This window comes from Arthrobacter sp. CP30, from assembly GCF_053470025.1.
This window is the reverse complement of record NZ_JBQEMM010000001.1, coordinates 483,253-507,461: the sequence shown is the minus strand read 5'-3', so window position 1 is coordinate 507,461 and position 24,209 is coordinate 483,253. Positions and strand designations below refer to the sequence as shown.

Genomic DNA, 24,209 nt, shown 5'->3' with positions numbered 1-24,209 from the left:
GGCGCATGAACCAGGAGTTGCCGGGGCAGGATCCCGGCCGTCGACCGCGCGCCCGGTACCCGCTGAGCAGGCTGCTGCTGGTCGTGGTCGTCGGCTTCATCGCCTCGAGCCTCCTGCAACTCGCCTTCCCGGGGCTGGACACGATCGCCCGCCTGTCCATCCTGGTGATCGTCGCCGCGCTGATCTCGATCACGGTGACGTTCCGCCAGCAGAGGCGCCCACCGCGCTGACCCCTAGGGCGTCCGGAGACCGGTGATGGCATCGCGGAGGATCGGCGCGAGACGCCGGACGCCCTCGACGATGTCCTCGGGGGACACGGCGCTGAACGCCAGGCGCAGCTTGTTCGACGGCTCGTCCGACGGCGTGAAGGCGGCACCCGGGATGAAGACGACGCCGGCGTCGATGGCGGTGTAGAGCAGGGGATAGGTGTCGGTCCCCTCGGGCAGGGTGACCCAGACGAAGAAGCCGCCGTCGGGCGTGGTCCAGTGCACGCCGTCCGGCAGCTCGGCGGCGAGGGCGCCGAGCATGGCCTCGCACCGTTCGCGGTAGAGGCCGCGCATGGACTGCAGGTGGCCGCGCCAGTCGTACTCCGTGAGATAGGCGGTGACGAGCATCTGCGTGAGCGGCGACGGACAGAGCACCACCGCCTCGCAGGCCAGGTAGAACCGGCGGTAGAGGTGCCTGGGCACCAGCGCCCAGCCCAGGCGCACACCGGGCGCGAAGATCTTGGAGAACGAGCCGAGGTAGATGACGTCCTCGGGGTTGGCCGCGCGCAGGGGTTCGAGGGGCTCGCCGTCGAAGCGGAGCATGCCGTAGGGGTTGTCCTCGAGGACCAGGATCGTGTGCGCGCGGCAGATGTCGACGACGCGCTGGCGGCGGTCGGCGGCCAGGGTGATGCCGCTCGGGTTGTTGAAGCTGGGGATCGTGTAGAGCAGCTTGATGGTGCGCCCCTCCGCCTCGAGCTCGCCGATGATGCGCTCGAGTTCGTCGGGGATCAGTCCGTCCTCGTCCATCGGGACGGTGACGACATCCACCTCGTAGGCCTCGAAGGTGTTCAGGGCGCCGACGTACGTGGGGTCCTCGCAGAGGATCACGTCTCCGGGATCGCAGAAGACCTTGGCGGCGACGTCCTGGGCGGATTGCGATCCGGTGGTGATGACGATGTCGTCGGGGCTGGCGCCCACGATCCCCTCGGCGGCCATGACGTCGCAGACGAGAGAGCGCAGTTCCGCCATGCCCTGCCCGCCGCCGTACTGCAGCGCCTCCAGGCCGTGCTCGGCGATGATCTTCTGGGCCGTACGGCCGAGGTCCTCGAGGGGGAGGGACTTCAGGTAGGGGCTGCCGCCGGCCAGGGAGACGAGGCCGGGGCGGATCGAGATGTCGAAGACGTCGCGGACGGCCGACTGCTTGATGTTCGCCGCGCGCACGGAGAAGAGCGGATCGTGCCGTGCTGCGGAGTCGACGGCGCGTTCGAGGGCTGCTTCCGTCTCGGCGGGCAGGAGGTCGGCGGAGGCTTCGCTGGAGGACGTCACGCCCAGAGTCTAGGCGCGTGTTGACCATCAGGCAACAGGTGTTGACCAGCGGAGCGTAGGCTGTCAGATCCAGCCGGCGTCGCGGGCCTTCAGGGCGGCCTGGAAACGGCTGTCCGCGCGCAGGGTCTCGAGCATCCAGGCGATGTGCCGCCTGCACGTCCGGACGTTGATGTCCAGCCGCCGTGCGATCGACTCGTCGGAGAGTCCGCTGGCGAGTCCCTGGATGATCGAGCGCTGCAGGCTGCTGAGCGGGGACTCCACCTCCTCGGGTGCCAGGAACGCCTGGCTGATCTCCCAGGCGATCTCGAACAGCTGCGTGAAGATGTTGATGAGGCTGTGGTCCCGGATCACCAGCGCCGCCTTGTCGTCGCGCGTCAGCTGACGGCCCACCAGCGCCAGCTTCTCGTCGAAGATCAGCATGCGCAGCGGGATGAACGGGAGGACTCCGAACTCGCCCCCGCCGGCGGCGATGGCCTCGACAGCCTTCCGTGTCGGGACGTGGTCCCTCGTGCTCGTGTCGTACAGGGTGCGGCGGCGTACGCCCTTCTCCAGGAGTTCGAGGTCCTTCCGCACGCTCTCCTCGTGGACGTCCGCCGTCGAGCCCTGTCCCGGCTGCGCGATGTAGACCTTCTCCGTGACATCCCGGCCGTAGTCGATGAGCACGCGGTGGATGAGGTGCGGGTCCTCGAGTGTCTCCACCGAGGTGCTCGCGAGGACGTGCTTGCGCGCATCGAGGAAGGTGGGGAGGAGGCTCGAGAGTTCGCGCCGCTGGCTGCTGATGCGTGCCTTCAGGTCCTGCAGGGTGCGCTCGTCGGCGTCGACCAGATCGGCGAGGGCGACATCGGGGGACACCGCGACGAGGCCGTCGTCGCTGCCAGCCTGAGGGCTGAGCAGCCGGCGCCGGGACAGCTCGCCGATGGCCTCGTCGATCCGGCGCAGTGTCAGGCCCAGCTGCTCCGACACCTCGGCACGGGTCCAGCCGGGATGACCCACCGCATAGCGATAGACCTCCAGCGCCGTGGCATCCAGCATGAACCCTCCCTGTCGTCCCCGGTCATGAGCATTCAGCACGGTGCGAAAAACATGACATGTCCAGTTAATGACACATCTGTCGGGCTGGCAATCCACCGGCCCCGTCCGAGCCGCGAATCCGCGTCGTTCCGCGGATCCGCCGTCCCCGCGATCCCTGTGAGCACGCCTGGGCGTGGTGTCCGCATCCGCTCGGCGTCCGGTTGGCGTCATGTCCGCAAACGGCCACCCGTACTGCTGGACACTACCCTCTGCGCACCGACATTCTGATGGAGCCGGTTCACCGGGGTCCTGACCGGGATGCCGATGGATACGGGCACTGCGCATCCGCAGTGCGGACCAGTTCGACCTCCCGGGGAACGGGCAAGGAAGGATCGCCATGAAGAAGGTACTCGGCGCAACTGCAGGCCTGATGATCCTGGTCGGAGCCGTTGTGCCGGCAGGTCAGACCGTCAGCGCGGCAAGCTGGGACTGGCCCAAGGCCTCGGTCTCGGCCAGCAGCTGGGACTGGCCCAAGTAGGAACACGGCGGCGCCGGACTAGAGCCCGGGCGCCGCTCCCATAGCCCGCCCCAGCGGGGGTGATCACAGACCCTGAAGGAGAGAGCCATGAGTCAGCTGACAGCCGTGCGAACCGCCTCACGGACGGTCGTCAGCACTCAGTGGTGGCATCTCTCCCTCTCGACGGGTGGCTTCGATGTAGCGGACGGCATCATCGAAGAGCTGGTCACCCCGCTGGTGGCGCAGGCGCAGGCGCTCGGCGCCAAACGCTGGTACTTCACGCGGTGCGAGGACGCATCCACCGGAGTGGTCAGCCAGATCAGGCTCAGCATCCACGCGCACCCCCGGGTCCTCGAGAGGCTCCGCACCTTCCAGCGGGCGCTCCAGGCCCGCAGTGCGCGGGCCCTGCCGCTGCTGGCGGTCCGGCAGCACTACACGGCTCCCGCGAGCAACACCTACTACTCGGGCGGCCAGGAGGTGGCCGACCCCCAGCTCGAGGCGAACCTCGTGAAGTACGGCGGTGTGGAGGGACTCCACCTGGCCGAGGAGGTCTTCGAACTCAGCTCCGAGCTGGCGATCTGGGGCAACCAGCGATTCCCCCGCATGCAGAGCCGTTCGGCGCTCGGCGCCCTGGTCCTGTTCGACGCCGCCCAGAGCATGATGCGAGGGCCGCGCTCGGCCGGCTGGCAGGATCGCCGCCGCCTGACCTGGGACTTCTACTGGGACAGCCACCTGCGGACCTGCACCGCCGACGTCGGGCCGCGCGCTCCGGCAGTCCGCGACGCCATGGCGGCGCAGGTTTCCTCGAAGGCGACCGGCTTCCATGCCCTGATGGCGGCGACGGCATCCGAGTCCGCGGTGCACAACTGGCGACGGCGCTGGTACCGGGCGCTCGACACCTACCTCTACCGCGCCGACAAGGTGCGGGTCAGCCGCAGCGCCCAGCACCTCACGGTCTACCAGGCGCACATGACGCTCAACCGCCTCGGATTCGTCCCCCGCGAGGAGGCCGCCCTCGGTCTCTACGCGCGGAGCTGGAAGCCGCAGGTGGACCTCATTGCACCGCGACAGCCCTGACGGTCACGGCCGCCCAGGACCCATCGAGCGAAGGACTGCACCATGAATGCCAGGAACACCATCGTGCTCGCCATGGACCAGGACGATCTCTCCGAGGCGCTCGGCTGCTCCTCCGAGGCGGTCCAGTCCATGCAGAACGACGGCGTGCTCGAATCGCAGGGTCAGCTGTGGGAGATCGGACCTGCGCGGGACTACCTCAGGGACGCGGCCTGGGCGGACAGCCTCTGGCACTGACACCCGGTCACCGGAACGCTCCGGTGCACGCACGACGACGCCGGCGCATCCCTGCGCCGGCGTCGTCGTGTTCCGATCCGGGTATGCCCGGCCGAGGGTAGGAGCCTCAGGCTGCGACGGGTGACGCAGCTCCCGCCAGGGCCGAGAGGACGTCCGACACCTGGCCGGCGACCTCGGCGTCGTCCTTCGGGTGGACCTCGGCGAAGCGGGTGATCGATCCGCCGATGGACAGCTTGGTGTCGTCCACGACCGACGCTCCGGCGACGCCGAGGGCGCGGCGGGCCTCGTCGTGGGCCCAGACTCCGCCGTACTGGCCGAAGGCGGACCCGATGACGGCGGCCGGCTTGCTCGAGATGGCGCCGGCGCCGTAGGGGCGGGACAGCCAGTCGATCGCGTTCTTCAGGACGGCGGGCATGGTGCCGTTGTACTCGGGCGAGACGAGGAGGAGGGCATCCGCGTCGGCGGCCGCGGCGCGGAGGTCGTCGGCCGACTTCGGGCGGTCGGCGTCGTTGTCGATGTCCTCGTTGTAGAACGGGACCTCACTCAGGCGATCGAACGTCACCACGGTCACGGCGTCGGGCGCGTGCTCCTTCGCGGCCTCTGCGAGCTGGCGGTTGATGGAGCCTTCGCGGAGGCTGCCGACGAGTGTCAGGATCGTGGTGGTCATGAAATCTCCGTTGCTAGTGACCTCGCGGCCGGGGCTGGTGCGGACGTATCGAACCGCGTCTGCTCAGGGTCAAGCGGACCACGGTCCGTTTTATTCCGGGTCTATGCTTGCCCCATGCAGGGGGAGGGCTTGCTCCGGGTCACCGGCGACGACGGAGAACGCATGGATGCGGCGCGGAACCGCCGGCTCCTGCTCGACGCCGCGGCCGAGATCGTGGCGACCTGCGGTGCGGAACGGCTGACCACCGATGCGGTGGCGCGCAGGGCGGGGGTGGGCAAGGGAACCGTCTTCCGCCGGTTCGGAAGCCGGGCGGGTCTCATGCACGCACTCGCCGACGAGGCCGGACGGGAATTCCAGCAGGCCTTCATGAGCGGTCCGCCGCCGCTCGGCCCGGGCGCCCCGCCGCTGGAGCGGCTCATCGCCTTCGGAGAGGCGAGCATCGCCAGGATGCGCCTGGACGGACAGATCCTCCGGGCCACGGAACAGCAGGGCGGACCCGATCTCGAGCACCCGACGCAGCGGTTGGTCCGCCTGCACCTCGCGATGCTGCTGCGGGGGATCGGGGTATCCGATCCCGAGGTGGGCGCCTACCACCTGGCCGCCGTCCTCAACGCCGGTCTGCTGCTCCACCTGCAGGACGATCGGGGGATGTCCGGAGAGCGGCTGACCGCCTCGTGGGCCGCCCTCGTCACTGCTCTCGCCGCCTGACGGCGCGCCGCCGGCTCCGCCGCTCAGGGCCCCGGTAGGCGGTCCGATGTCGGTCCGGGGTGATCGCCGACCCCTTGTACACTGTGGAAAAAGCGCCGGCAGCCTGCCGGCGGGCGAGTCGAGGTTGGAGTCGGTATGGAGGAGCTACCCGAGGCGCAGGCCGATGCCCGGGCGACATCCGCCGGCGACGACCCGTCCTCGCGCATCCTCCACATGGTCGCCGACGAGGTGGAGGTCCTGCCGCCCGCGGAGGCCGCCGCGCGACTCCAGGACCTGCTCGTCGACCATCCGGACGTCCGGTCCTTCCTCCAGGAGCTCGCGGACTTCACGGCCGAGACGCTGGGGACGCAGGGGGACACCTACTGCGGGATCACCCTGCAGCGGTCTCCGAGCGAGCAGCTCACCGTCGCGAGCAGTGGCGAGAAGGCCCGTGCGATGGACGAGGTGCAGTACGACCATAACGACGGCCCGTGCCTGCACGCCCTCCGCGTCCACGACGAGGTCTTCATCGCCGATGTCGTCTCCGAGGACCGCTGGCCGGACTTCATGCGGCACATCGCCCGCAACGACGTCGGCGCCATGTTCTGCCTCCCCCTGGACCTCGAGGGGTCCGCCCGCGCGGCCCTGAACCTGTACGCAGAGGACAGCTCGGTCTTCAGCGACGAGTACCGCCGGGTGGCACGGGCCTTCACCGTCCAGGCGTCGCAGGCACTCAAGCTTGCGGTGAGGGTGGCGCAGCACACGGCGACCGCGGAGGACCTGCACGCAGTCCTCCAGACCCGTACCGAGATCGATCTCGCCGTCGGCATCATCATGGGGCAGGACAACTGCTCGCAGAAGGACGCGTTCGACAAGCTCCGCCGGGCGTCGAACTCCCGCAACGTCAAGCTGCGCGTCCTGGCGGCGGGGATGGTCGCCGGCCTCAACGGCTCCGTGCCCCGCGCGCACTTCGACCCGTCCTGATCCTTCCGCGCGCCCGTGTCAGCATCTCCCGACCGTCCGATCAGCACGGTCCTGGTCGGCTTCGGCCACGGCGGCCGCGTCTTCCACGCCCCGCTGCTCCGGCATGACCCGCGCTTCGATGTCGCCGCCGTGGTCACGCGCAGCGAGGCCCGGCAGGACGCGGCACGGACGGAACATCCGGATGCCGTCGTCGTCGGCACCCTCGGCGACGCACTCCGCGCGGTGCCGGCCCTCGAACTCGCGGTGATCACGACGCCCAACGCGACGCACGGTCCGCTGGCCACCGCGGCCCTGGCGGCCGGCCTGCACGTGGTGGTCGACAAGCCGCTCGTCGTCGACGCCGAGCAGGGCGAACGGCTGCGCCACGCCGCCCTGCAGGCCGGCCGGCTCCTCGTCCCCTTCCACAACCGCCGCTGGGACGGTGACGTCCTGGCCGTGCGGGCAGCGGTGGACGCCGGCAGGCTCGGGTCCGTGCGGAGCGTCGAGTCCGCTATCGAGTCCTGGAAGCCGACCGTCGGCAAGGCCTGGAAGCGCGAGGCGGCGCCCGCTGCGGGCGGCGGCGTCCTCCACGACCTCGGGACCCACCTGATCGACCAGGCGCTGGTGCTCTTCGGCCCGGGGGAGGCCGTCTTCGCGCAGCTGCACCGGAACCGGGAGGACACCTCCGCGGAGGACACGGCGTTCGTCGTCATCGAGCACGCGTCGGGCGTGACGAGCCATGTGCGCGCCGGCACGCTCGAGCCGCTGGCCCGCCCACGGTTCCGCGTGACCGGCAGCGCCGGTTCGCTCGTCATCACCGGGACGGACCCGCAGGAGGCGCTGCTGGACCGGGGTGTCCCTCCGGCCGGAGTCGCCGCAGCCGCTGCCGGCCTGCCGGGCGCGAGCCGCGGTGTGCTCGGCGCGGGCGGGACCGCGGAGCCCTTCCCCGTGGGACCGGGCGACTACCCGGCGTTCTACGCCGGCCTCGCCGCGGCGATCGACGGGGAGGGACCCCCTCCCGTATCGGTGGAGGAGGCCCTCGCCGTCGTCCGGCTCATCGAGCGGGTCCACGCGGCGTTCCCCGTCCGGCGCGGCCCGCGCTGAGCGCGCGGCCGGCGGACAGGGGTCACCCGACCAGCGCGGCCCAGTCCTCGGCGAGCTCGAGGCCGTGCGCCGCCGACACGGAGTGGTGTGCCACCCGGCCCGCGGCGACGTTGAGTCCGCGGGCCAGCGCCGGATCGGCGGCGAAGGCTCCCTGCACGCCCTTGTCCGCGAGGGCGACGGCGTAGCGAAGGGTCACATTCGTCAGCGCGTAGGTCGAGGTGTTCGGGACGGCGCCGGGCATGTTGCCCACGCAGTAGAAGAGGGACCCGTGGACCCGGAAGGTCGGGTCCTCGTGGGTGGTGACGCGCGAATCCTCGAAGCACCCGCCCTGGTCCACGGCGATGTCGACGAGGACGCTGCCGGGCTTCATCCGCGCGACGAGGGCATTCGTGACGAGCTTCGGGGCGCGCGCGCCCGGGATGAGGACGGAGCCGATCACGAGGTCCGCCTCGAGGACGGAGGTCTCGATCTCCAGCGAGTTGGAGGCGACGGTCTTGACGCGGCCCGCGTAGAGCGCGTCGATCTCGCGCAGCCGGGCGATGTCGATGTCGAGGATGGTGACCTCCGCACCCGTCCCGACCGCCATCGCCGTCGCATTGGTCCCCGCGACGCCCGCGCCGAGAACCACCACCTTGGCGGGGCGCACTCCTGCCACCCCGCCGAGCAGCAGGCCCGGGCCGCCGGCGGGCGCCGTCATCACCTGCGCGCCGACCTGGACGGACAGGCGGCCGGCGACCTCGGACATGGGAGCGAGGAGGGGGAGCGAGCGGCCGTCCTGCACCGTCTCGTAGGCGATGGCGGTGACGCCGGCGTCGAGCAGGGCACGGGTCAGCTCCGGCTCGGCAGCCAGGTGGAGGTACGTGAACAGGATGAGCCCTTCGCGGAAGCGGTGGTACTCCGCCGCGACCGGTTCCTTCACCTTCATGACCATGTCCGCGCGGGCCCACACGTCGTCGGCCTCGTCCACGAGTTCGGCTCCCGCCGCCTCGTACTCTGCATCGGTGATGCTGGATCCGGTCCCGGCACCGCGCTCGACCAGGACGGTGTGTCCGTGGGCGCGGAACTCATGGACGCCGGACGCGGTGATCGCCACCCGGAACTCGTTGTTCTTCACTTCTTTGGGGACGCCGATGATCATGGGATTCTCCAGGCTGCGATCGGGGCGGACGGGGTGACTCCACGATAGGCCCGTGCCGGGCGGCCCGATCGGGGGTCCCGGATCAACGTCACCGTGGAGCATCGCCGGCCGGCCCGCCCGGCGGGGCGGAACAGCGCCCCGCCGCGGAACCGTGGCTCTGTGACGCGCACCACTAGCACGGCGACGTCGATGCCGCCATCGACAGATGTCGAGTCCGGGCGCGGCAGATGTCGCCCGCGACGACCGGTCGCCCTACTGTTGGTCTGTGCAGAACCAGGCCATCGAGGACGTCGTCGAGTCCATCGCGCAGCGCCTCGGACGCGGGCTCTCGCTCGAGGATCCCGACGGCGTGCTCCTCGCCTACAGCAGCCACCAGACCTCGGCCGACCGCGTCCGCGTCAACTTCCTCCTCAGCAAGCGGGTCCCCGCCGACGTCAGCGAGTGGCAGCAGCGGCACGGCATCACCCAGGCCGTGCGCGCCGTCGCCGTTCCGGCGAACGAGGGTCTCGGGATGCTCGGACGTGTCTGCGTTCCCCTCCTCGTTCGGGGCTTCCGGGTCGGCTACCTGTGGGTGCAGCAGCAGTCGAGCGATGACCCCGCCGCCGGGATCCTGGCTGCGCTCCCGGCCGTCCGGCCGACCATCGACCGGCTGGCCGAACTGCTCCTCGAGACCGACACGGCATCCTCCGAGCGCCGGACCCGGCGTGAAGGGACGTTCCTGGCGGCCTGCCGCGGCGTCGCCACCGCCGTCGAGGAGCTGCGGGGCTGGCGGGAGCTCGGTGGCCACGGCCCCTGGCGCATCGCCATGGTGTACGAGGTCCCCCATCCGACCGCACCGAGGGAGGGGGGCGACCCGAACGAGGCCGCGCTGCTGCAGCGCACCCTCGCGCTGCAGGCGACGGTCGGCGTCGCACCCGTCCTGTTCAGCGCCGGGTCCTCGGACGTCTCGGTCCTCCTGTGCGCGGCGGACGTGGGCCGCACGGCGCTGGCGCAGGTGCTGGACAGGTACACCCGCGAGGTGGAGAAGCGCGCAGGCCGGTCGGCCGGCCGCTTCATCCTCGGGTTGAGCGAGACCGCGGCCGATCCACGGGACCTGATGGAGGCCATGCTGGAGGCGCAGCATGCCGTCCAGGCCGCCGCAGTGGATCCGCAGCTCGGCGAGACCTGCGCCTATGCGGACATCGGGGCCTACCAGTTCCTCGGCGCCGCCGGCTGGCAGGCTCCCGCGCCGGGCAGCGTCCACTTCGCGGAGCTGAGCGAGGCCGACCGTGTGGAGGAACTCCTTCCGGTCCTCGAACTGCTCTACGACAAGAACGGGTCGGTGCAGGACGTCGCAGCCCAGCTCCATCTCCACCGCAGCAGTGTCTACAACAGGCTGGCGCGCATTCGTTCCATCATCGGCGTCGATCCGCTGGCGGGGCTGGTGCGCCTCGAACTGCACCTGGCCCTCAAGGCCCAGCGCTGGCGGTCACGGCCCCGTTTCGAGCGCGACTGACCGCGTCCCACCGAGCTGATCCGGGCCGTCAGCGGGACCCGGCCGCGTCCGCCCCGTGCGGTGCCCCGGCCGGATCCCTGCGCTCGAGCTGGCCACGGAGCCACTCCTCGACGTCCGCCCTGCGGAGGCGCCGGTGCGAGCCCCGGTACTCGACCGGGAGGGTTCCCGCATCCGTGAGCTTCCGGAGGTAGCTGTGCGAGATCCCGGCGAGCTCCGCCGCCTGCGACGTGGTGAGCAACTCGGCGACCGACGTCACCTGCACGGCATCGCCGTCGGACAGGCGGGCGAGGAGGTCGACGACGGCGGCCTGGGCCTCCGCGGGAAGGCGGTGCGCCGTGCCGTCCACGAAGACGGTGACGTCGCGGCTGGAGTCGAGGGCCCGGCGGAGCGGACCCGCCAGTTCCGGCGGGAGGGCTGGTGACGATCTCGGGGCCCTGGAAGTCATGGAGCCCATTGTGCCAGCCGGCGTCGCGGCATCCGGACCCCGCCCCGGCGCCGAGAAATCCCTGCTTCCGCACGGCGGAGCGGGAGTCTATATTCTAGGTATAAGTACCCTTACTACTTGTTTCCAGTGCCGGAGGCAAGACGAAAAAGGTGAATCTCATGACAATCATCGATCACGGGCGGAGCCTGCGCACCAGCGGCCCCACCTCTCATCTCCTCGACACGGGCGAATCACCCTCCTGCCCCCGGTGCCACACCGACGACTACCTGATCTTCGAGGAGTTCGTCCCGGCTCGGCAGGCCGACCACTCCACGGACCTGCTTCCGGCGAGTGCCAGCTACAGCTGCTCAGAGTGCGGTACTTTCAACGCCCATACGGTGCCGACGTCGTGGCGCCCGCCCCAGTGGTTCTGGTACAGCTGACGCTTCCGCAGTGCACCGCTGTCCGGTCGGGCTGACCGGCCCGACCGGAGACCCACGGCTCCTGTCCACTATCTGCGCGCCGTGGCCGACACGCCTTATTTGACCCTGCCTCTGCGTCAACTCCTACCGTTGTACCCACCGGTGCCCCTGAGCGCCGGAGGTACGAGGAAGGAGCGGCATGGACTACCCCATCACGGTCGTCGCGCGGCTGGCGGGCACCACCAGCAGGACGCTGCGCCACTACGGCGAGGTGGGCCTGCTCGAGGCGACACGCATCGGGGCGAACGGGTACCGGTACTACGACTCCGCTGCCCTGTTGCGGCTCCAGCGCATCCTGCTGCTGCGCACCCTGGGGCTGTCCCTGCCGGCGATCCGCACCATCGTCGACGACGAATCGGGCGGCAGTCCGGCATCGGCCCTGCGCGCACACCTCGATCATCTCCGCAGCGAGCAGCGCCGGCTCGACCAGCAGATCAACGCGGTCCTCACCACGGTGGAGGCCCTCGAACGAGGAGAAGAACCGATGCCCGAGACCATGTTCGACGGATTCGACCACACCCGCCACGAACGGGAGGTGACGGAGCGATGGGGCGAGGACGCCTACGCGCAGGGCGACTCCTGGTGGCGGGGCAGGAGCGAGGAGGAACGGCGCGCCTTCCAGGACGAGGTGGCGGACCTCAACGCCGCCTGGACGGCCGCCGCGTCGACGGGGGTGTCGGCCGGCAGCGCGGAGGCCGGCCGGCTGGCCGACCGGCACATCGCCTGGCTCTCGACCGTGCCGGGCGTCCCCCGCGATGACGAGGGCCGGTTGTCCTCCGACTATCTCCTCGGGCTCGGCGAGATGTACGTCGCCGACCCGCGCTTCGCCGCGAACTACGGCGGACCGGGCGGCGCCGAGTTCGTCCGGGCGTCGCTGGAGGCATGGCTGGCACGCCGGCCCTGAGACCGGCCCGCACGGTCCGCACCCGCCCGGCCGGACCGCCCGATCGGCCCGTGCGGCCCGTACCCGGCCGGCCCTGCACGGCGTGCATCCTCTGTGGATCCAGGGGTGGCTACCAGGGTCCGACGGCCCGGTCCCGTCCCGTGCGCTTGGCACGGTAGAGGTTGAGGTCCGCTTCCCGGAGGAGGGCGGACGACGTCGTGCCCGGTACGCACCCCGCGAAGCCGAGGCTCGCGGTGAGGTGGAGCCCGCGGTGGATGTGGGGCCATCGCAGATGGCGGACAGCGGACAGGACGGCGTCCGCCACATCCTGCGGGTCCGCGTGCTGCTTGAGGACCAGCAGGAACTCCTCGCCGCCGATGCGCGCGACGTCCCGGACGCCGTGGCATTCCTGCAGGCACTCGGCGACCGACACGAGGACGTCGTCCCCGGCAGCGTGGCCGAAGCGGTCGTTGACCTGTTTGAAGTGGTCGAGGTCCACGATGGCCAGGGACCCGGTCCAGGCGCCGCCGGTCTGCCATGACCGCACGACGTCGGACAGGGAGTCCTCGACCCAGCGCCGGTTGCGCACCTTGGTGAGGGGATCGACGGCGACGGCGGCTTCTGCCTGTTCCGCCCTGACGATCGCCTCGGTGAGGTTCTGGGCCGCGAACAGGTGGTCCACCTGGGAGCGCCGGGCCTCGAGCCAGCGGGTCCGGGAGGCGCTGTGGAACGCACGGTGGAGTTCGTAGGCGAGTGTGAAGTCACCCTGGGTCGCCGCGACGGCGGCGCGTTCCTCGAGGACGGACGCCGCGATCTCCTCGAGCTCGTGCAGGGTCGTGAGGGCCTCTGCCTCGTCGAGGGCGCGGACAGCGAGGTCCAGCTCCCCGAGCCCGTGGTGGATCTGCGCGAGGAGGAGCCTCCGGCTCGCGCGGAGCTCAGGCTGCGATCCCGGGGTGACGTCCATGCCGTACCGCTCGAGCACCACCGACGCGTCCTCCGGCCGGCCGGCCGCGAGGTGACCGCGGATGAGGACATCGCTGAACTCGCTCTCGAGGTGCGGTGCGGCGGCGACCACCTCGTCGAGGATCTCGGTCCACAGGGATGCCTCTTCCGGCAGCGCCTCGTCCATGGCGGCGTGGAACGCGTTGGAGGCGAGCTGGGCCTTCAGCTCGTGGTCGGCCAGCCGCTCCGCGAGCACCAGGGCTCGCCGGGTCACGTCGAAGCCGTGCTGCGGCAGGCCCGCGGCGAACAGGCCGACCGCCTGGCGGGTGAGCAGCTTCGCGCGGAGGCGTGGCAGCTCGGTCCCGTCGAGCAGCGTTACGGCGATCGTGGCGTGCTCGGCGCCGGCGCCCGAGAGGCCAGCCATGAGGTCCGTCATCGCGAGGAGGGCATGACAGCGGCTGGCGAGCCGGGTGTCGCCCTGCTCGGTCGCCCAGCCGAGGATGCGCGCACCCCGAGCCCGGGCGTCGCGCGCGCCCTCGGTCCGGGTCAGGGCGTCGAGTGCGGTGACCTCGGCCCACAGGGCGACGTCGGTGCGGCCGAACTCCTCCGCGGCCGCCTTGATCGCGGCCGCGTCGATCATCGCCTGCGGCAGGTCGGTGCTAATCTCCACCGCCTCCAGCCCCACGATGAGGTCCCGCTCCTGCGCGAGGCGCAGCGAGCCGCTCTCCGTCACGACGTCCTCATTCAGCATGTGCACTCCCAGTGGTCGAGACAGCGCTGTCCGACGTACTGCTGGGGTGAGACCGGGGTGTGCGCTGGCGTGCCGATGCAACCGGCACCACCAGTGTGCCGCCTCGGAGCGACAGCCTCAAGGGGGTGCCGCTCCTCCTATGCTGGAGGGGAGACGTCCGGAGCGTCCCCGCCGACCGGCGGAAGGGACGGCTGGGGCAGATGCGGGAGGGCACGGTGGCGACGACGGACAGCAGCGCGGGCCTGCGGGGCCGTGCGAGCCGCGCGGCCGACGCCGTCGAGCACGTCTCCGACACGCGTGTCCTCGACGTGGCGGCGCGGCTCGGATTCGGAGCGCTCGCGGTCGTGCACATCCTGATCGGCCTGATCGCCCTGCGGATCGCCTTCGGGGGAAACGGGGAGGCCGAACCGACGGGTGCGCTGGAGGAGGTCGCGGAAGGGCCCGCAGGGACGGCGCTGATGTGGATCTGTGCCGTCGGCTGCGCGGGCCTGGCGCTCTGGCAGTTCAGCGAAGCAACCCTCCGCGCACGCCACCTCCCGCGGAAGCAGCGCCTCGGCAAGCTCATCTCGTCCGGGTCGCTCGTCATCATCTACGGGTCGATGGCGGCGACCTTCGCGCGGTTCGCCCTCGGCGACGGGCCGGACTCCTCCGAGTCCACGGTCGACTTCACCAGGGCCCTGCTGGCCTCGGCGTTCGGTGTGCTGCTCGTGTTCCTGACCGCGGGCATCATCCTCGGCATCGGCGTCCACTTCGTGGTGAAGGGGGTGCGCAGGAACTTCCGCCCGGAACTCAGGACCTTCGAGGACACCGCCCACGGCCGCATCATCGAGGTGGTCGGGGTCGTGGGGCACGTCGCCAAGGGCCTCGCGCTCCTCCTGGTGGGCGCCCTGTTCGTGATCGCCGGCCTGGTCCGCGATGCCCAGGAGTCGACGGGGCTGGACGGCAGCCTCAAGGCCCTGCAGCACCACCCGCTCGGTACGTACGTCCTGACCGCCGTCGCCCTGGGCCTCATCTGCTACGGCGCGTTCGCCGTGATCCGCTCCGTCTTCGGGCGCATGTGACGGGCGTGGTGCGGCAATGGTGAGGTCGGCAGGGCCGGCACACGAGCCCAGGTCCTGCCGCTCCTGCGGACGCCGCATCGAGTGGCGGAAGAAGTGGGAGCGGAACTGGGAGGACGTCGCCTACTGCAGCGACGCCTGCCGGTCCCGCAAGGTCCGCGCCATCGACACGGCGCTGGAGGAGTGGCTGCTCGGGCGGCTCGGCGCCGGAGCACGCGGCTCGGGGGTCGACCCGGCCGACGCCGCAGCGGCCCTCGGCGGACATGGTGCGTCGCTGCACGAGCCGGCGCGGAACGCCGCCCGCAGGCTCGCCGCCCGCGGACTCGCGGAGATGGTGCAGCGCGGCGTCGTTGTCGATCCCTCGACGGCGAAGGGCCCCGTCACACTGCGCCGACCCCGCTGATCGCGCCGCACTGCGGGCAGGTGTCCCGCCATCGTCGGTGCTCCACGCCAAGACGTGCCGTCGCCCGGACTATCCATCGTCCGGACCGGCCGCACAGACGTCGTCAGGGCGTTCGCCCGCGGACCTCAGGCCTGCTGGGGCACGGTCGTCCGTGCCCCGCTGCGTGCAGGCTCGTACCGGACCGTGTCCGCCGCGGCGTACGCCGCTCGCCGGATGCTTCCGAGACCGGGGCCGCTCTCCAGGAGGCCGGCCGCCCGCGCCTGGACCAGGATGTTCCCGAGGGCTGTCGCCTCCACGGGACCGGCGAGGACCGGCAGGCCCGTGCGGTCCGCCGTCAGTTGGCAGAGGAGGGCGTTCTGCGATCCGCCGCCGACCACGTGGATGACGTCGATGGTGTGTCCTGAGAGGCGTGCCGCGTCCCGGAGGGTGCGCGCGTAGGCGTCGGCGAGGCTGTCCATGATGCACCGCACCACCGACTCCCGGGTCGGGAGATCGCCGGCCGCACGGCGGATGCGGCCGGGCATCCCGTCCGGCGCGAGGAAATCCGTGGACTCGGCGTCGATCATGGGCCCGCCCGCCGGGAGCGTCGCGGCAGCCGAGAGCAGGGTCGGCAGATCGGGGGCCGGCCCTTCGACGGCCCACTCCCGCAGGCACTCCTGGAGGAGCCACAGCCCGCCCGTGTTGCGGAGGTAGCGGATGGTCCCGTCCACACCCCGCTCGTTGGTGAAGTTCGCGGCGCGGCTCGCGGCCGTGAGGATCGGCGCGTCGAGTTCGACGCCCACGAGCGACCAGGTGCCGGAGGAGATGTAGGCGAAGCCCGGCCCGGTGGCAGGGACGGCGGCGACCGCGGAGGCGGTGTCATGGGAGCCGACGGCGACGACGGCCGTCTCCTCGGGCAGTCCGGTGGCGCGAGCGACCTCGGGCAGCAGTTGCCCGATGACGGCTCCGGGTTCCACGAGCGGGGGGAACAGGTCACCGGGGAGACCGAGCGCGTCGAGGAGATCCTCGGCCCAGGTACCCGTCCGCGCATCGAGCAGGCCCGTGGTGGACGCGTTGGTCGCCTCGGTGCGGCGCTCGCCGGTGAGCCGGTAGGCGAGCAGGTCCGGGATCAGGAGGGCCTGCACGCCGTCGAGCGACCGCTCGGCGGCGAGCTGGTAGACCGTGGTGAAGGGCAGGAACTGCAGCCCGGTCCGGTCGTAGAGGGTCTCGGGTGGAAGCGTGCGATGGACGACGTCGACGGTCGCCCGGGTCCGCGTGTCGCGGTAGCTGAAGGGCAGGTGCCGCAGGATCCCGCCGTCGTCGACCAAGCCGTAGTCCACGGCCCAGGTGTCGATGCCGATGCCGGCGATCCGCAGACCCGACTCCGCTGCGGCGGAGGCCGCCAGGCGCAGCCCCACCACCACCTCGGCGAAGAGGGCATCGATGTCCCACCGCAGCGCGCCGCCGAGGAACTGCGCGCCGTTGGGGAAGCGGTGGACCGTCGTGAGGCGGGGGCTGCCCCCGGAGACGCTGCCGAGGATCACGCGGCCGGAGGAGGCCCCGATGTCGACCGCAGCGAACACGGGTGCTGGAGGGGCGCCCATGTCAGCGCAGGAAGGCGGCGGCGACGCCCGCGTCAACGGGGATGTGCAACCCGGTGGTGTGCGAGAGCTCGTCGGAGGTCAGGACGGCGACGGCGTTCGCGACGTTCTCGGGCAGCACCTCGCGCTTGAGGAGGGTGCGCTGGGCGTAGTACTCGCCGAGCTTCTCCTCGTCCACGCCGTACACCGCGGCGCGCTTGGCGCCCCAGCCGCCGGCGAAGATCCCGGAGCCACGGACCACCCCGTCGGGGTTGATGCCGTTGACGCGCACGCCGTACTCGCCGAGTTCGGCGGCGAGGAGGCGTACCTGGTGCGCCTGGTCTGCCTTCGTCGCGCTGTAGGCGATGTTGTTGGGGCCCGCGAACACGGAGTTCTTGGAGGAGATGTAGATGATGTCCCCGCCCATGTCCTGCTCGATCAGCACCTTCGCGGCCGCCTGCGACATGAGGAACGAGCCCTTCGCCATGACGTCGTGCTGCAGGTCCCAGTCCTTCTCGGTGGTCTCCAGGAGCGGCTTGGAGATGGACAGCCCGGCGTTGTTGACCACGAGGTCCAGCCCGCCGAAGGCCAGCACGGCGGCCTGCACGGCACGGAGCACCTGGGCGGGGTCGGTGACGTCGGCCCGGACGCCGATGGCGACGTCCGGCCCACCGAGATCCTGGGCGACACTGCTCGCGCTGTCGATGTTCAGGTCCGCGATGACCACGCACGCGCCCTCGGCCGCCAGACGGGTGGCGATGGCCTTGCCGATGCCCGACGCCGCTCCCGTCACCAGGGCGATGCGCCCGGCGTGGGACTTCGGCTTCGGCATCCGCGCGAGCTTGGCCTCCTCGAGCGACCAGTACTCGATCCGGAACTTCTCGCTCTCCTCGATGGGCGCGTAGGTGGACACGGCCTCGGCGCCACGCATCACGTTGATGGCGTTGAGGTAGAACTCCCCTGCGACGCGGGCGGTCTGCTTGTTGGCGCCGAAGGAGAACATGCCGACGCCGGGGACGAGCACGATCGCCGGATCGGCCCCGCGCATGGCGGGTGAGTCCGGCGTCGCGTGCCGGTCGTAGTACGCGGCGTAGTCGGTCCGGTACTCGGTGTGCAGTTCACGCAGGCGCAGCAGGCAGCTCTCGACGTCGGCGTCGGCCGGGAGGTCGAGGACGAGCGGCTTGACCTTGGTGCGCAGGAAGTGGTCGGGGCAACTGGTGCCGAGTGCGCCGAGGCGCGGGTGCCCGCTGGAGGCGAGGAATTCCAGCACCCGCGGATCATCCGTGAAGTGGCCGACCTGCGCCCTGTCGGTGGAGGCGAGGCCGCGGATGGTCGGGGCGAGGGCGGCGGCCCTGGCCCGGCGCTCGTCCTCCGGCAGCGGGCCGTAACCCTCCAGGGCAGGCCCGAAGGGCTCGGGGGTCCCGTGCTCGGCGATGTACCGCTCGGCGGTCTCGATGATCCACAGGGAGTTCGCCTCGGCCTCGGCGGAGGTGTCTCCCCAGGCCGTGATGCCGTGGCCCCCGAGGATGGTGCCGATCGCCTCGGGGTGGGCGTCCTTGATGGCGGCGATGTCGAGCCCGAGCTGGAAGCCGGGACGGCGCCAGGGGACCCAGAGGACCTTCGGTCCGAAGATCGCGGTGGTCAGGGCCTCGCCGTCCGCCGACGTCGCGATCGCGATCCCCGCATCGGGGTGCAGGTGGTCCACGTGCGCCGCATCCACGAGGCCGTGCATGGCGGTGTCGATGGACGGCGCCGCACCGCCCTTGCCGTGGAGGGTGTAGTCGAAGGCCGCCACCATCTCGTCCTCGCGCTCGACGCCGGGATAGACCCCCTGCAGCGCGCGCATCCGATCGAGGCGGAGGACGGCGAGGCCGGCCTCCTTCAGCGTCCCCAGGTCACCGCCGGAGCCCTTGACCCAGAGCAGCTCGACGTCCTCGCCCGTCACGGGGTCGGTGCCCACACCTTTCGCCGAGGTGTTGCCGCCGGCGTAGTTCGTGGTGCGCTTGTCCGAGCCCAGGCGGTTGGAGCGCTCGATGAGCTCCTGCACGGTCCGATTGACCGTCGGGTTCGTGGTGGCGTCGGTCGCGGGTCCTGTCGTCGTCGTCACTGTCATGCTCCCCATCCGGCCTGCTGGCCGCCCTGTCGCTCGCTGTTGATCCGGTCCTGGTAGCCGCTGGTGCGGTAGGCCTCCATCGGGTCGGCCGGAAGGCCCTTCGACGCACGCCACTGCGCGAGTCCGGGCCGGACATCGGTGTAGAAGGCATCCATCAGGATGGCGTTGGCACCCAGCACGTCGCCGGATTCCTGCGCGGCGGTCAGCGCGGCGCGGTCGATCAGCAGGGCACGCGCCGTCATCTCCTGCACGTTGAGCACGGAGCGGATCTGGCCGGGGATCTTCTCCTCCAGGTTGTGGCACTGGTCGAGCATGAGGGCGATCCCGCTCTCGGGCGAGAGGCCGCCGCCGCGGACCACCTCGGCCATGATGCGGAACAGCTGGAACGGGTCCGCGGCTCCCACGATCAGGTCGTCGTCCGCATAGAAGCGCGAGTTGAAGTCGAAGGAGCCGAGCTTCCCGAGCCGGATGAGCTGGGCGACGATGAACTCGATGTTGGTCCCGGGAGCGTGGTGGCCGGTATCGAGGCAGACGAGGGCCTTCTCTCCGAGCTGCAGGCAGTGGGCGTAGGAGGTGCCCCAGTCGGGGACGTCCGTGTGATAGAACGCCGGCTCGAAGAACTTGTACTCGAGGACCAGGCGCTGGTCCTCGCCGAGCCGGTCGTAGACCTTCCGCAGCGAGTCCTGCAGCCAGTCCTGCCGGGAGCGCATGTCGGCCTGGCCGGGGTAGTTGGAGCCGTCCGCGAGCCAGATCTTCAGGTCGCGGGAGCCGGTGACGTCCATGACCTCGATGCACTCGTACATGTGGTCGATCGCCTTGTTCCGCACCGCCGCGTCGCTGTGCGTGAGGCTGCCGAACTTGTAGTCGTCGTCCTGGAAGGTGTTGCTGTTGATGGTGCCGAGGCGCATGCCGTGATCGGCCGCGTAGGAGGCGAGGACGCCGTAGTCGTCCACCCTGTCCCAGGGGATGTGCAGGGCGACGCTGGGCGCCAGGCCCGTGAGCCGGTGGACCGTGCCCGCGTCGGCGATCTTCTCCTGCACCGTGCGCGGCGTCCCGGGGGTCGCGAAGACCCTGAAACGCGTCCCTGAGTTTCCGTAGGCCCAGGACGGGACCTCGATCGCGAGCTGGTCCAGCTCCGCGGTGATGTCGTCGATGACAGTCATGTACTCTCTCCAGCGTGTGGCGGCCGGCTGCTCCATCACAGACCGGACAGCGATTTCTCGGGGATCTTCCACGCCCGGGGACGGCTCGGGAGGAGAAGCAGAAGTGCCGTGCCGTTGAATCGTTTCATTAGCACGTTTCAAAGCTATCCTTGCTGCAGACCGAGTGTCAACAGTCCCGCCGGCCGACCGTCCCGCGGGGTCCGAGCGCCGAGGAACCCGAGGTATCGATGGAGAGCCGACCCGTCAGCATCAAGGACGTCGCCGACCGCGCGGGGGTGGCCGTGGGGACGGTGTCCAACGTACTGAATCATCCCGCGCGGGTCTCGTCCGCCACGCGCGAGCGCGTCCAGGCCGCGATCGACCACCTCGGTTTCGTGCGCAACGACGCCGCCCGGCAACTCCGTGCGGGCCAGAGCCGAACCATCGGGTTGATCGTGCTCGACGTCGGCAACCCGTTCTTCTCCTCGCTCGCGCGTGCCGCGGAGGACTGCGCCGCGGAGAACGGGAGCACGGTGGTGCTGGGGGACAGTGGGCAGGACACCGAGCGCGAGGCCCGCTACATCGACGTCTTCGAGCAGCAGCGCGTGCAGGGCCTGCTCATCTCGCCCGTGGGGGACGTCGGACCGCGCGTCGAGGCCCTCCGGAAACGCGGCATGCCCGTGGTGCTGGTGGACCGCGTCGATGCGCAGCGACGCTGCAGCTCGGTGTCGGTGGACGACGTCGCAGGCGGCTACATGGCCGTGCGCCACCTCCTCGAAGCGGGGCGCCGCCGCATCGTGTTCGTGGGGACGAAGGCCTCCTTCCGACAGGTGGCCGATCGCCTGGCCGGCGCCCGCCAGGCCGTGGGCGAGCAGGAGGGCGCGGTCCTCGAGGTCGTGGAGGCGGACGCCATGACGGTCCTCGCCGGGCGGGACGTGGGCGGCGTGATCGCCCGTCGGCCGGCGGGCCGTCTGCCGGACGGGATCTTCTGCGCCAACGACCTCCTGGCCATCGGGGTCATGCAGGCCGTGCTCCTGATCCGTGGCCTCCGCATCCCCGAGGACCTGGCACTGATCGGGTACGACGACATCGACTTCTCCGCCTCCGCCGTCGTGCCCCTCTCGAGCGTCCGCAAGCCGACCGAACTCATGGGGCGCACGGCGGTGGAGCTGCTCCTCGAGGAGATCGAGGGCCCGTCCTCGCGGCGCCGCCAGGTGATCTTCGATCCCGAACTGGTGGAGCGCGGCAGCACGACGGCGGCGGTCCGGGCCGCGGGCTGAGCGCCCGGCGGCGGTTTGCGGGCCCGAGCCGAAGCTCGATCCGGGGCTGTTGACGGTGATCTGGGTCACGCCTACTATTCGAGGTGGACCGTTGCTCTGAAACGATTCATTCTTCCTCGAGGAGTTGCATTGACGCACTTTGATGGTCGTGGCAGTGACGCCGCGGACCGGGCCGCACCAGCCGGCGGCCGACGGGAGAGCGTGCTGACCCTGCGGGGGGCACTCAAGACCTTCGGGCCGGTCGTCGCCCTCGCCGACGGCACCATCGACCTCGCACCGGGTGAGATCCACGCCCTCGTCGGCGAGAACGGCGCCGGCAAGTCCACGCTCGTCAAGATCCTCGCCGGCGTGCACCAGCCGGACGCAGGGGAGTTCACCGTCGCCGGGCAGGAGGTCAGCTTCCGGACCGTCGCCGACAGCAAGGCGGCCGGCATCTCGGTCATCTATCAGGAGCCCACCCTCTTCCCGGACCTCACGGTGGCGGAGAACATCTTCATCGGCCGCCAGCCCAAGGGCCGCTTCGGACTCATCAGTCGCGGTGAGATGCGCCGCCAGGCCAGGGAGCTCTTCGGGCAGCTGGGCGTCCCCATCGATCCGGACCGTGTGGCGGAGGGTCTCTCGATCGCCGACCAGCAGATCATCGAGATCGCCAAAGCGATCTCCCTGGACGCGCGCATCCTCGTCATGGACGAGCCGACGGCCGCACTCAGCGGTATCGAGGTGGAGCGCCTCTTCGCCGTCGCCCGGCGCCTCCGCGACGCCGGCAGTGGCATCCTGTTCATCTCCCACCGCTTCGACGAGGTCTTCGGCCTCTGCGACCGCATCACGGTCATGCGGGACGGCGCCTACATCGCCACGCACGAGACCGGCGCGACGACGGTCGAGGCGGTGGTCCGCGAGATGGTGGGCCGCGACATCGACGCCCTGTTCCCCAAGACCGAGACGGAAGCGGGGGACGTCGTCCTGCGGGTGAGCGGCCTGACGCGGCCCGGGGTGTTCCACGACATCGACTTCGAGGTGCGTGCCGGCGAGATCGTGGCGCTGTCCGGACTGGTCGGTGCAGGCCGCACGGAGGTGGCCCGTGCGGTTTTCGGCATCGACCGCTACGAGTCCGGCAGCGTGGAGATGCTCGGCCGGACGCTCCGGGGCAAGGACCCGAGGGCGGCGATCGACGCCGGGATCGGCTTCGTGCCGGAGGACCGGCGCAAGCAGGGCCTGGTCATGGAGCTCTCGGTCGAACGCAACGCCGCCCTGACGCTCCGGCACTCGCTCGCCCGCTTCGGGCTGATCAGCGGGAAGGCGGAACGCGAGGCCGCCGCGACCTGGGGGAAGCGCCTCCAGGTCAAGTCCGGTTCACCCGAGCACGCCGTCTCGACACTGTCCGGCGGGAACCAGCAGAAGGTGGTCCTCGCCAAATGGCTCGCCACGGACCCGAAGCTGCTGATCATCGACGAGCCGACCCGCGGGATCGACGTGGGGACCAAGAGCGAGGTGCACCGCCTCATCTCCGAACTCGCGGGCAGGGGCATCGCGATCCTCATGATCTCCTCGGAACTGCCCGAGGTGCTCGGCATGGCCGACCGCGTGCTGGTCATGCGGGAGGGCAGGATCACCGGCCGGCTGGACCGCTCAGAGGCCACCTCCGAAACCGTCATGCACGCCGCGACCGCAGCCCTGGAGTCCTCCCGATGAGCCTCGACAGCAGACACGCGGCGCCCGCGCAGCCGGCCGCGCACCCGACGTCCTCCCCCCTCGGCTCGTTCCTCAGGCTCCGCGAGCTGCCCGTCATCCTGGCGCTCGTGCTCCTCGTCGCCGTCACGGCGGCCATCAACCCGCTGTTCCTCAGCGAGCAGGGGGTCAAGGACCTGCTGCTCAACGCGACGATCCTCATGATCCTCGCGGTCGGCCAGACCCTCGTCATCATCACCCGGAACATCGACCTGTCGGTCGGGTCCATCCTCGGCCTGGTCGCCTTCGGGACGGGCAGCGTCTTCGTGGCCGCGCCCGGCCTGCCGATCATCCTGGTCTTCCTCATCGGGATCGCCTTCGGGGCGGTCCTGGGAGCGGTGAACGGACTCCTGATCACCATCGCGAAGGTGCCGGCCCTGGTGATCACGCTCGGGACCCTCTACATCTTCCGGGGCATCAACAACGCCTGGGCCGGGGGCACCCAGTACTTCGCCGGCGATCGGCCCGAGGCCTTCGGCAACCTGTCCGTCGACACCGTTCTGGGGTTCCCCGTGATCACGCTGATCGCCGTCGTCGTGGTCGCGATCGTGGCGGTCTACATGCTCGGCACACGGCCCGGCCGTGACCTGTACGCCATCGGCTCGGAACCGGAGGCCGCGAAGCTCTTCGGCATCCCCGTGACCCGCCGCGTCCTGCTGGCCTTCGTGGTCAACGGCGCGCTGGCCGGACTGGCCGGCGTCCTCTACGCGAGCCGCTTCAACTCCGTGGGCGCGACGACGGGATCCGGACTCGAGCTCGACGTCGTCGCCGCGGCGGTGGTCGGAGGGGTGGCGATCTTCGGTGGCAGCGGCACGGTCGTCGGCGCGGCGATCGGTGCACTGCTCCTGACCACGATCACCAGCGCCCTGACCGCCCTCCGCGTCGACAAGTTCTGGCAGCAGGCGATCGTCGGCATCCTCATCCTCGCCGCCGTCGTGATCGACCGCATCGCCGGAGTGCGTGCCGCCCGCAAGCTCAGGATCGCCGAGGCCCGCAATGTCTGACCGCCTCGCCGGCCG

At 70.8% G+C, this 24,209-nt stretch carries 24 protein-coding genes; 15 read left to right on the top strand and 9 right to left on the bottom strand.

Annotated features, from left to right (window positions below; genetic code table 11):
* Positions 1 to 5: 5 nt before the first annotated feature.
* Positions 6 to 230 (top strand): hypothetical protein, encoded by a 225-nt coding sequence (locus ACTIMO_RS02545; protein ID WP_157365712.1) that lies wholly within the window; start codon positions 6 to 8, stop codon positions 228 to 230.
* A gap of 3 nt (positions 231 to 233) precedes the next feature.
* On the opposite strand, the gene ACTIMO_RS02540 is transcribed toward ACTIMO_RS02545, so the two are convergent.
* On the bottom strand, positions 234 to 1,532 hold the full coding sequence (locus tag ACTIMO_RS02540; protein ID WP_448181388.1) for an aminotransferase-like domain-containing protein: 1,299 nt from the start codon (positions 1,530 to 1,532) through the stop codon (positions 234 to 236).
* A 63-nt stretch (positions 1,533 to 1,595) separates the two neighbouring features.
* Complete coding sequence (locus ACTIMO_RS02535) at positions 1,596 to 2,564, bottom strand: helix-turn-helix transcriptional regulator (protein WP_055766631.1); 969 nt, start codon at positions 2,562 to 2,564, stop codon at positions 1,596 to 1,598.
* Positions 2,565 to 2,940: 376 nt separating this feature from the next.
* Between ACTIMO_RS02535 and ACTIMO_RS02530 the strand changes: the two genes are divergently transcribed.
* The 3 genes from ACTIMO_RS02530 to ACTIMO_RS02520 all read left to right on the top strand — a co-directional run bounded on the left by ACTIMO_RS02530 (position 2,941) and on the right by ACTIMO_RS02520 (position 4,371).
* Positions 2,941 to 3,081: a hypothetical protein gene (locus tag ACTIMO_RS02530; protein WP_448181387.1), complete on the top strand. Its 141-nt coding sequence runs from the start codon at positions 2,941 to 2,943 to the stop codon at positions 3,079 to 3,081.
* An 87-nt stretch (positions 3,082 to 3,168) separates the two neighbouring features.
* A complete protein-coding gene (locus tag ACTIMO_RS02525) occupies positions 3,169 to 4,137 on the top strand; it encodes a lantibiotic dehydratase C-terminal domain-containing protein (protein ID WP_448181386.1) in 969 nt (322 codons plus the stop codon).
* Positions 4,138 to 4,179: 42 nt separating this feature from the next.
* On the top strand, positions 4,180 to 4,371 hold the full coding sequence (locus ACTIMO_RS02520) for a hypothetical protein (protein ID WP_055766637.1): 192 nt from the start codon (positions 4,180 to 4,182) through the stop codon (positions 4,369 to 4,371).
* A 106-nt stretch (positions 4,372 to 4,477) separates the two neighbouring features.
* Here ACTIMO_RS02520 and ACTIMO_RS02515 read toward each other — a convergent pair whose 3' ends face one another.
* The gene (locus tag ACTIMO_RS02515; RefSeq protein WP_055766640.1) at positions 4,478 to 5,038 is read right to left on the bottom strand and encodes an NAD(P)H-dependent oxidoreductase; all 561 of its coding nucleotides are present in this window, start codon (positions 5,036 to 5,038) and stop codon (positions 4,478 to 4,480) included.
* A gap of 114 nt (positions 5,039 to 5,152) precedes the next feature.
* Here ACTIMO_RS02515 and ACTIMO_RS02510 point away from each other — a divergent pair, with 114 nt between their 5' ends.
* From ACTIMO_RS02510 to ACTIMO_RS02500, 3 genes are all read left to right on the top strand, one after another.
* Positions 5,153 to 5,746 (top strand): TetR/AcrR family transcriptional regulator, encoded by a 594-nt coding sequence (locus ACTIMO_RS02510; RefSeq protein ID WP_055766642.1) that lies wholly within the window; start codon positions 5,153 to 5,155, stop codon positions 5,744 to 5,746.
* 135 nt (positions 5,747 to 5,881) lie between these two features.
* On the top strand, positions 5,882 to 6,709 hold the full coding sequence (locus ACTIMO_RS02505) for a GAF and ANTAR domain-containing protein (protein ID WP_055766645.1): 828 nt from the start codon (positions 5,882 to 5,884) through the stop codon (positions 6,707 to 6,709).
* A gap of 15 nt (positions 6,710 to 6,724) precedes the next feature.
* On the top strand, positions 6,725 to 7,792 hold the full coding sequence (locus tag ACTIMO_RS02500) for a Gfo/Idh/MocA family protein (protein ID WP_448181385.1): 1,068 nt from the start codon (positions 6,725 to 6,727) through the stop codon (positions 7,790 to 7,792).
* Between the two features lie 22 nt (positions 7,793 to 7,814).
* Here ACTIMO_RS02500 and ald read toward each other — a convergent pair whose 3' ends face one another.
* A complete protein-coding gene (gene ald, locus ACTIMO_RS02495; RefSeq protein ID WP_055766655.1) occupies positions 7,815 to 8,930 on the bottom strand; it encodes an alanine dehydrogenase in 1,116 nt (371 codons plus the stop codon).
* A 265-nt stretch (positions 8,931 to 9,195) separates the two neighbouring features.
* Between ald and ACTIMO_RS02490 the strand changes: the two genes are divergently transcribed.
* Positions 9,196 to 10,425, top strand: coding sequence for a PucR family transcriptional regulator (locus tag ACTIMO_RS02490; RefSeq protein WP_448181384.1), 1,230 nt, complete (start codon positions 9,196 to 9,198; stop codon positions 10,423 to 10,425).
* Positions 10,426 to 10,453: 28 nt separating this feature from the next.
* Here ACTIMO_RS02490 and ACTIMO_RS02485 read toward each other — a convergent pair whose 3' ends face one another.
* The gene (locus ACTIMO_RS02485; RefSeq protein WP_422390807.1) at positions 10,454 to 10,870 is read right to left on the bottom strand and encodes a helix-turn-helix domain-containing protein; all 417 of its coding nucleotides are present in this window, start codon (positions 10,868 to 10,870) and stop codon (positions 10,454 to 10,456) included.
* A gap of 158 nt (positions 10,871 to 11,028) precedes the next feature.
* Here ACTIMO_RS02485 and ACTIMO_RS02480 point away from each other — a divergent pair, with 158 nt between their 5' ends.
* A complete protein-coding gene (locus ACTIMO_RS02480) occupies positions 11,029 to 11,292 on the top strand; it encodes a hypothetical protein (protein ID WP_448181383.1) in 264 nt (87 codons plus the stop codon).
* Positions 11,293 to 11,470: 178 nt separating this feature from the next.
* Positions 11,471 to 12,235: a MerR family transcriptional regulator gene (locus ACTIMO_RS02475; RefSeq protein ID WP_448181382.1), complete on the top strand. Its 765-nt coding sequence runs from the start codon at positions 11,471 to 11,473 to the stop codon at positions 12,233 to 12,235.
* Between the two features lie 109 nt (positions 12,236 to 12,344).
* Here the strand turns inward: ACTIMO_RS02475 and ACTIMO_RS02470 are convergent, their stop codons facing one another.
* A complete protein-coding gene (locus ACTIMO_RS02470) occupies positions 12,345 to 13,907 on the bottom strand; it encodes a diguanylate cyclase domain-containing protein (RefSeq protein ID WP_448181381.1) in 1,563 nt (520 codons plus the stop codon).
* A gap of 215 nt (positions 13,908 to 14,122) precedes the next feature.
* Between ACTIMO_RS02470 and ACTIMO_RS02465 the strand changes: the two genes are divergently transcribed.
* Both ACTIMO_RS02465 and ACTIMO_RS02460 read left to right on the top strand, forming a co-directional pair.
* Positions 14,123 to 14,968, top strand: a complete 846-nt coding sequence (locus ACTIMO_RS02465; protein ID WP_448181380.1) for a DUF1206 domain-containing protein — start codon at positions 14,123 to 14,125, stop codon at positions 14,966 to 14,968.
* 16 nt (positions 14,969 to 14,984) lie between these two features.
* Positions 14,985 to 15,368 carry a DUF2256 domain-containing protein gene (locus tag ACTIMO_RS02460; RefSeq protein ID WP_422390803.1) on the top strand — a complete coding sequence of 128 codons (384 nt, stop codon included), beginning with the start codon at positions 14,985 to 14,987 and terminating at the stop codon, positions 15,366 to 15,368.
* A 125-nt stretch (positions 15,369 to 15,493) separates the two neighbouring features.
* Here ACTIMO_RS02460 and ACTIMO_RS02455 read toward each other — a convergent pair whose 3' ends face one another.
* From ACTIMO_RS02455 to rhaI, 3 genes are read right to left on the bottom strand one after another with little or no spacing between them, the layout of a single operon-like run.
* A complete protein-coding gene (locus tag ACTIMO_RS02455) occupies positions 15,494 to 16,951 on the bottom strand; it encodes a rhamnulokinase (RefSeq protein ID WP_448181379.1) in 1,458 nt (485 codons plus the stop codon).
* 1 nt (position 16,952) lies between these two features.
* Entirely contained in the window at positions 16,953 to 19,040 is a 2,088-nt protein-coding gene (locus ACTIMO_RS02450; RefSeq protein WP_422390801.1) for a bifunctional aldolase/short-chain dehydrogenase, read from the bottom strand.
* Entirely contained in the window at positions 19,037 to 20,203 is a 1,167-nt protein-coding gene (gene rhaI / locus ACTIMO_RS02445; protein WP_422390800.1) for an L-rhamnose isomerase, read from the bottom strand. The genes ACTIMO_RS02450 and rhaI overlap by 4 nt, the downstream gene beginning before the upstream one ends.
* 227 nt (positions 20,204 to 20,430) lie before the next feature.
* On the opposite strand from rhaI, the gene ACTIMO_RS02440 reads away from it, so the two are divergent.
* The 3 genes from ACTIMO_RS02440 to ACTIMO_RS02430 all read left to right on the top strand — a co-directional run bounded on the left by ACTIMO_RS02440 (position 20,431) and on the right by ACTIMO_RS02430 (position 24,194).
* On the top strand, positions 20,431 to 21,462 hold the full coding sequence (locus ACTIMO_RS02440) for a LacI family DNA-binding transcriptional regulator (protein ID WP_422390799.1): 1,032 nt from the start codon (positions 20,431 to 20,433) through the stop codon (positions 21,460 to 21,462).
* A 201-nt stretch (positions 21,463 to 21,663) separates the two neighbouring features.
* Positions 21,664 to 23,154, top strand: coding sequence for a sugar ABC transporter ATP-binding protein (locus ACTIMO_RS02435; protein ID WP_055766687.1), 1,491 nt, complete (start codon positions 21,664 to 21,666; stop codon positions 23,152 to 23,154).
* A complete protein-coding gene (locus ACTIMO_RS02430) occupies positions 23,151 to 24,194 on the top strand; it encodes an ABC transporter permease (RefSeq protein WP_055766690.1) in 1,044 nt (347 codons plus the stop codon). The genes ACTIMO_RS02435 and ACTIMO_RS02430 overlap by 4 nt, the downstream gene beginning before the upstream one ends.
* The last annotated feature ends 15 nt before the right edge of the window (positions 24,195 to 24,209 follow it).

Bases quoted from the DNA above. Each gene is read 5' to 3' on its own strand.
- ACTIMO_RS02545 (WP_157365712.1), top strand. From the start codon at position 6: ATGAACCAGGAGTTGCCGGGGCAGGATCCCGGCCGTCGACCGCGCGCC.
- ACTIMO_RS02535 (WP_055766631.1), bottom strand. From the start codon at position 2,564: ATGCTGGATGCCACGGCGCTGGAGGTCTATCGCTATGCGGTGGGTCAT.
- ACTIMO_RS02530 (WP_448181387.1), top strand. From the start codon at position 2,941: ATGAAGAAGGTACTCGGCGCAACTGCAGGCCTGATGATCCTGGTCGGA.
- ACTIMO_RS02525 (WP_448181386.1), top strand. From the start codon at position 3,169: ATGAGTCAGCTGACAGCCGTGCGAACCGCCTCACGGACGGTCGTCAGC.
- ACTIMO_RS02520 (WP_055766637.1), top strand. From the start codon at position 4,180: ATGAATGCCAGGAACACCATCGTGCTCGCCATGGACCAGGACGATCTC.
- ACTIMO_RS02515 (WP_055766640.1), bottom strand. From the start codon at position 5,038: ATGACCACCACGATCCTGACACTCGTCGGCAGCCTCCGCGAAGGCTCC.
- ACTIMO_RS02510 (WP_055766642.1), top strand. From the start codon at position 5,153: ATGCAGGGGGAGGGCTTGCTCCGGGTCACCGGCGACGACGGAGAACGC.
- ACTIMO_RS02505 (WP_055766645.1), top strand. From the start codon at position 5,882: ATGGAGGAGCTACCCGAGGCGCAGGCCGATGCCCGGGCGACATCCGCC.
- ald (WP_055766655.1), bottom strand. From the start codon at position 8,930: ATGATCATCGGCGTCCCCAAAGAAGTGAAGAACAACGAGTTCCGGGTG.
- ACTIMO_RS02485 (WP_422390807.1), bottom strand. From the start codon at position 10,870: ATGACTTCCAGGGCCCCGAGATCGTCACCAGCCCTCCCGCCGGAACTG.
- ACTIMO_RS02480 (WP_448181383.1), top strand. From the start codon at position 11,029: ATGACAATCATCGATCACGGGCGGAGCCTGCGCACCAGCGGCCCCACC.
- ACTIMO_RS02475 (WP_448181382.1), top strand. From the start codon at position 11,471: ATGGACTACCCCATCACGGTCGTCGCGCGGCTGGCGGGCACCACCAGC.
- ACTIMO_RS02470 (WP_448181381.1), bottom strand. From the start codon at position 13,907: ATGCTGAATGAGGACGTCGTGACGGAGAGCGGCTCGCTGCGCCTCGCG.
- ACTIMO_RS02460 (WP_422390803.1), top strand. From the start codon at position 14,985: ATGGTGAGGTCGGCAGGGCCGGCACACGAGCCCAGGTCCTGCCGCTCC.
- ACTIMO_RS02455 (WP_448181379.1), bottom strand. From the start codon at position 16,951: ATGGGCGCCCCTCCAGCACCCGTGTTCGCTGCGGTCGACATCGGGGCC.
- ACTIMO_RS02450 (WP_422390801.1), bottom strand. From the start codon at position 19,040: ATGACAGTGACGACGACGACAGGACCCGCGACCGACGCCACCACGAAC.
- rhaI (WP_422390800.1), bottom strand. From the start codon at position 20,203: ATGACTGTCATCGACGACATCACCGCGGAGCTGGACCAGCTCGCGATC.
- ACTIMO_RS02440 (WP_422390799.1), top strand. From the start codon at position 20,431: ATGGAGAGCCGACCCGTCAGCATCAAGGACGTCGCCGACCGCGCGGGG.
- ACTIMO_RS02430 (WP_055766690.1), top strand. From the start codon at position 23,151: ATGAGCCTCGACAGCAGACACGCGGCGCCCGCGCAGCCGGCCGCGCAC.